Genomic DNA, 5,513 nt, shown 5'->3' with positions numbered 1-5,513 from the left:
TTAGCTCCGAGTTGTGCTTACTTGAACGGGTTAATTGGAAATCAGGGAAAAACTTCATAAGTATAATTACTCACTGCTTTCATTGACATGCTCCCGATGGTGGGTTTGGGCTTGGGTCAACTTTTCGGTACATTACGAAAGTGATGCTCTACTAGGCTTTTGACTAATTTTAGCTCATAATCTTACACACGATCAGCCCCGTCAGGAGCCAAAGTCTTTTGATGTAAGGGTTTTAGGCTTTTTCAGCAAGCCCTAAGTAGGATTCCGCTACGTCTAAAAACAGTTTTATCTAAGAGCGTAAGTATTGCCAACCTAATTTTTGCAACTAATTTTTATTAGTTAAAGGAATAGCGATGGCGAATTCCGTTCCCTTTCCTGGTTCGGAGATGCATTCGATTTTTCCGCCGTGTCTCTCTACTATAATTTGGTAAGTTATTGATAAGCCGATTCCCGTACCTTTGCCTACTGGTTTAGTAGTATAAAATGGATCGAATATTTTCCGTCGGACTTCTTCTTTCATTCCCGATCCATTATCTGAAATCCGAATTTCGGCCATTTTGCCCTCAATTTTAGTAGCAATCTGAATCGTCGGAATGAAATATATATCCTTAGAATTCGGCAACGACAGCTTCTCTTCCAAAGTATCGATCGCGTTGTTAATTAAATTCATAAAAGCCTGGTTTAATTGTCCTGCATAACACTCGATTGCTGGTAAATCTCCATATTCTTTCACAATTCTAATTTCCGAGTGATGTGAGTTAGCTTTTAAGCGATTTTGCAAAATTAATAGCGTACTATCAATGCCTTCATGGAGATTTACTTTTTTGCGATCTGACTCATCTAAACGCGAAAAATTACGTAATGACAGGACGATCTGCTGGATGCGTTCGGTTCCAACTTTCATCGAATTGATAGTTTTTGGTAAGTCTTTAACTAAAAATTCTAAGTCGAGATTATCAGCTTCTAGTTTAATTTCTTTGGCTGGTTCGGGATAGTATTTTTGATACAAATCCAACAAACGAATTAAATCAGCTACATACTCGCTGGAATAACTAATATTACCGTGGATAAAGTTTACTGGATTATTAATTTCATGCGCTACACCTGCTACCATCTGACCCAAACTCGACATTTTTTCAGCTTGAATCATCATTGTTTGGGTACGTCGTAGTTCATCCAAAAGAGATTCTAACTGTAAAGCTCTTTCTCTTAGTTTTGCGGGCGTACTTACCAAAACAAATATTGCAGTTCCAGCTAATATAGCACTGAAAGTAGAAGCTATCCACAACCCTTTTAAAAGAGGTGAATTCTCAATCCAGCCATCTTTGGGAATAGCTGCTAACTGCCAGTATCCATTAGGTAAAGTTACTTCTAAAGTAACAGGCAATCGCTGGAAAACCTTCGCATTTCCAAAAAATACTTCTCCCGCAGCGCCTAATCCATCTTTTCCCCGAATCGCATATTTAAGCTTGGCAGATGAGTCTAATAGTCCCGCTTCTTTTAATAAAATATTCAAATCAATACCAATGCTTACCATTCCCCAATAGCGACCGCTTTCAGGAGGTTTGCCCACAGGACTCAGAAAAATTGGAGTACGAGTAATCAAAGCCATGTTACCCTGTTCGATTAATTTAACTGGTCCCGAAACTACAGTGTTTCTAGTATTAATTGCTCTTTGAAATGGCTTGTTCTCTTCTGGTATTTTCAGGGGTGCAAATCCTAAAGCATCTTCTTGACCTGCTAAAGGATAAAGATGGGTTGCAAGGGAATTTTTGAACAATGCAGCGCTAGGAATACCGGGTTGCTTGGCTAAGATAACTCTAGTCAAATTTTCAAACTCTGCTTGGCTAATATTTGGATTGCTTACTGAAATATAAGCTACCAAACCTTGCATTACAAATAATCGCTGGTTTAAAGAACCTTCAAGCTTAGCTCTCACCGTGCTAAGCTGGTCTAGTACAGCAACGCGGTTTTCCTGCTGGAAATGTTCGTTTTCTAAACGAATGAATAGCTGGGCGACCGCTAAAACGAGCGTCGCTGTTAAAAAGGCTGCTAGATAGGGTAAGTACCTGATTTTCACGTTCTTATTATATTAGAGCTAATTTGTAAACAAAAGATTAAGCAGACAGCCTGCGGGTCATCAAACGGATGAGCGACCCGTAAATCATCGCTTCACTGGTCTGGGTGTATAGTTCATAGTCCTTACTCAAGTGTCGAAACTGATTGAGCCAGCCAAAAGTACGCTCGACAATCCAGCGCTTAGGCAAAATCTCAAATTCCTTTGATGTCCGCTCAATCACATCCACTCGTACCCCACTCTATCGTTGCTACCGAAAAAAATTCCCCCAAAGTTTCCGACTCTGGCTTTAGATCGGGAAATAGAGATATTTCGATGTTGCCATGACTCAACATAGAGAGACTGGCCACAGCTCCTCTGATCTGTTCCGGCTTGACTTCCAGATACCTTTGCAACTGCTCTAAATTCCTTTGTCCGCTCACTTCCTGCACGATTATTAAGGGGTTGGCCTGGCGTTGGGTGGTAGCGAACGAGTAACACTCGCAGGTCTTCAATGACTGGAATGCAGCGCGTTGCCAGCTTGCCTTTAGTATTGGCTTTTCTAAAGATGATGTCCGAGCGCACTTCCCCTTCTGGGGTGTAGGCGTCGGCAATTCGCAGGGTGCAGGCTTCGGCAATCCGGGCAGCGGTGTAGAGGCAGACGCTAAAAAGAGCGCGATCGTGGTCATACCAATTCACTATGAACCTGCACTTAATATAGCTTCAAGGATATAGTCCCAACCACAGAGAGATAAAACTTCTTCATTCGTGAGAGATTTGATAATTATATCTACCTGTTCTTTGAGTTTATCGGCTCTTCAGTAGTTAATATGCTAAATGAATAGCTCGCGCCAGGAAAGAAAGACAAATGAAGCTAGCAAAATATTTGGTAGAGTCATTACCCGGGTTGACAGAAGAAGCTCATTTATTATTAAATATAAGCCAAAGCTAGAGGGGTTAGGTGGGTTTAACAGGCATGAGAACGAAAAATGAGATAAAGTTTTTAACAAAGCTGTTGAATATAGAGGGAATAAAAGTAATCTCACATCGCCAGCATGAAGGGATTGGAATAATTTTACAGCTCGAACAAATTGGAAAGGAAAGTAGCTGTCCCCGCTGTGGGACAAAAAGCCATAGATTACATCAAAATCATCGATACCTAGTCAAAGATGTACCTTGGGGAGAGAACTTCGTATTTTTAGAGATTAACAGACGACAGTTTAAATGTGAAAAATGTGGCAAGCCATTTAGTGAAGAGTTAGAGTTGGTCAGAAAAAGAAGAAGCTATACGAAACGGCTAGCTAGGAAAATAATTCAAGAAGTGTTAGAGAACGATATCCACAGCGTAGCCAAAAAAGGAGTAGTGACAACAGAAGAAATAGAAAGGATGTTGAAAGACGCAGCGAAAGAATACTTGAAAGCCAAGCCTAGCGAGTTGAAGAGATTAGGGATTGATGAAATAGCTGTAATTAAAGGAAAAGGGAATTACTGTGCAGTATTAATAGATTTAGAGAAGTCTAAGCTAATCGGGGTGTTGCCAGGAAGAAAACAAGAAGAAATTAGGGAAGTCCTCTTGGAGTGGGGAAAAGAGGTATTAGAGCAAATAGAAGAAGTAAGTATAGATTTATGGAAAGGTTATAAAAATTTAGTAATAGACTTAATGCCAAATGCTCAAGTAGTCGCCGACAGATTTCATGTAATGGCACAAATAAACAGGGAATTAGACGCCGAAAGAAAGCGCGAGAGAAGACAGATAGAAGATTTAATTAAAAAAGCAGGCTCTTCAGAAGAAAAAGTCGAGCAGGAGAGAGTTTTAGAAGGATTGAAGAAAAGTAAATATGTGTTGCTGAAGAACGAAACAGACCTGAGTGAAGAGCAAAAAACTAAACTCGTGCAAGTTAAAGATGTATCTCCTACTCTCAAGCTCATGCCTGAAGTAAAAGAAAAGCTCAGAAATATTTTTGAACAGACTAATAATTGGTTGGTTGGTTTATTTAAACTGGGAAGATGGCTATCAGGAGCAAAAAAATATTTTCCCGATAGTCAGAACACTATTATTCGTTGGCTAGATGAGATTATTGCTTACTTTGATTATAAGACTACGAGTGGTGTGGTTGAAGGCATCAACAATAAGCTCAAGTTGATTAAACGTTCTGCTTACGGATTTAGAAACTTTGAAAACTTTCGAGTTAGATGTTTGCTTACTTGGCAGTTTAATTGTTAGTTTAGCATACTAGATACTGAAGAACCAGTTTATCTAAACTAGAATAATTTTCCCAGTTGAGGTCTTTTTTTGTATGTGACCACAATCTTTCAATCGGATTCAATTCAGGACTATAGGCAGGTAAATATATTGGCATTATATGGTCATGCCAGTCTAATAACAGAGCTTTATGAAAGCTACCATTATCCATTATAATTAGATTGAAAGAGTCTGAGTATTTTTGGGCAAATCCATTTAAAAACTCTTGAAATCAGTTGTAATTAAGCTGAGAAAATTGTTGATAATATTGTTCACCTGCTGATGGCTCTACAACTCCATAAACCTAGAAATTTCCTCGTCTCCATTGCTTTTTTCCAATGGGTTTTACCCCCTTTAATGTAATCATTCTGCCCTGCATAGTAATCAATCCAAATCTACTCTCGTCCTGACACCATATCCTTACAGGATTGGATTTCCCGAAATATTTAATCATTACTTTGATGAGCTCACATAGTTTTTTTTTGAAGCTTGCCTGCACTTCTTCGTTCGCTTTGTTACTTTGGGGTCTTGGGATTTTCAGGTTAGCTTTCAATTTATAATGAACTAGGTCATGTACCACTTTATAGCTCACTTTAATTCCGCACTCTTTTTCGAGCCAGAGCTGTAATTTGCCATAACTTGTTTCTCCCTGTGGTTCTTGCAGTTTTTTGATTGATTTTTCTCTGACTTCCGGTGGTATATGTGGAGTATTCCCGGGAGCTGTTTTAACTGTGAGCAATGAGGTAATTCCACCTTGTTTGTAAGCTCTTAACCAACGATATATTGTTGAAGAGTCTCGCTTCAGCATCGTGGCTAATTCTTCTCTTGTTTTGATTTTTTTTGTGGCAATCCAGTATAATAGCAGTAATTTTTCTTTACTTACTGCGGTTATAGCCCGTTCGAGTCGATGCTCTAGTTCCTCAACCGTTTCCTGGATTTCTACCTTAAATTTGTTGGCCATATTGGAGAGCCTCTACTTTTAGCATAAATTTAGTGTACCTTCATAGTGAATTGGTATCAGTTTGCAACCCCTCCGAGAACAACAACCGAATCTCGGATTGAGTTAGTACCCGTGCTTGCCCGTGCCGGTCGATTTTCACGTGATCGCCCTAACGCTTTTCACAGATGTTCGCACGTTTTATAGTAATTTCAAATAAATGTGAGACAAATGCAAGATGATGTAAAATTAAGAAAAATTGTTAACTCGGAGCCGAA

General features: G+C 39.3%; 4 protein-coding genes and 2 pseudogenes. 1 reads left to right on the top strand and 5 read right to left on the bottom strand.

Annotated elements, in window-relative coordinates; genetic code table 11:
* Window positions 1-325: 325 nt before the first annotated feature.
* The 3 genes and pseudogenes from QUA07_RS29485 to QUA07_RS29475 form a co-directional block, all read right to left on the bottom strand.
* The gene (locus QUA07_RS29485; RefSeq protein ID WP_333332704.1) at window positions 326-2,080 is read right to left on the bottom strand and encodes an ATP-binding protein; all 1,755 of its coding nucleotides are present in this window, start codon (window positions 2,078-2,080) and stop codon (window positions 326-328) included.
* Window positions 2,081-2,117: 37 nt separating this feature from the next.
* Window positions 2,118-2,306: pseudogene (locus tag QUA07_RS29480) on the bottom strand (transposase); the annotation flags it as partial.
* The gene (locus tag QUA07_RS29475; RefSeq protein ID WP_333332701.1) at window positions 2,297-2,755 is read right to left on the bottom strand and encodes a hypothetical protein; all 459 of its coding nucleotides are present in this window, start codon (window positions 2,753-2,755) and stop codon (window positions 2,297-2,299) included. The gene QUA07_RS29475 and the pseudogene QUA07_RS29480, both read right to left, overlap by 10 nt.
* A 277-nt stretch (window positions 2,756-3,032) precedes the next feature.
* Here QUA07_RS29475 and QUA07_RS29470 point away from each other — a divergent pair, with 277 nt between their 5' ends.
* On the top strand, window positions 3,033-4,280 hold the full coding sequence (locus QUA07_RS29470) for an ISL3 family transposase (RefSeq protein ID WP_333332707.1): 1,248 nt from the start codon (window positions 3,033-3,035) through the stop codon (window positions 4,278-4,280).
* Between the two features lies 1 nt (window position 4,281).
* On the opposite strand, the pseudogene QUA07_RS30185 reads toward QUA07_RS29470, so the two are convergent.
* Window positions 4,282-4,518, bottom strand: a pseudogene (locus QUA07_RS30185) (transposase); the annotation flags it as partial.
* An 84-nt stretch (window positions 4,519-4,602) separates the two neighbouring features.
* On the bottom strand, window positions 4,603-5,259 hold the full coding sequence (locus QUA07_RS29465; protein WP_333332698.1) for an IS630 family transposase: 657 nt from the start codon (window positions 5,257-5,259) through the stop codon (window positions 4,603-4,605).
* Window positions 5,260-5,513: the final 254 nt, after the last annotated feature.

The sequence above is a fragment of the Microcoleus sp. T3_A4 genome (assembly GCF_036700465.1).
In the GTDB taxonomy this organism is placed as follows: Bacteria; Cyanobacteriota; Cyanobacteriia; order Cyanobacteriales; family Microcoleaceae; genus Microcoleus.
This window is presented reverse-complemented; position numbering and strand designations above follow the sequence as displayed.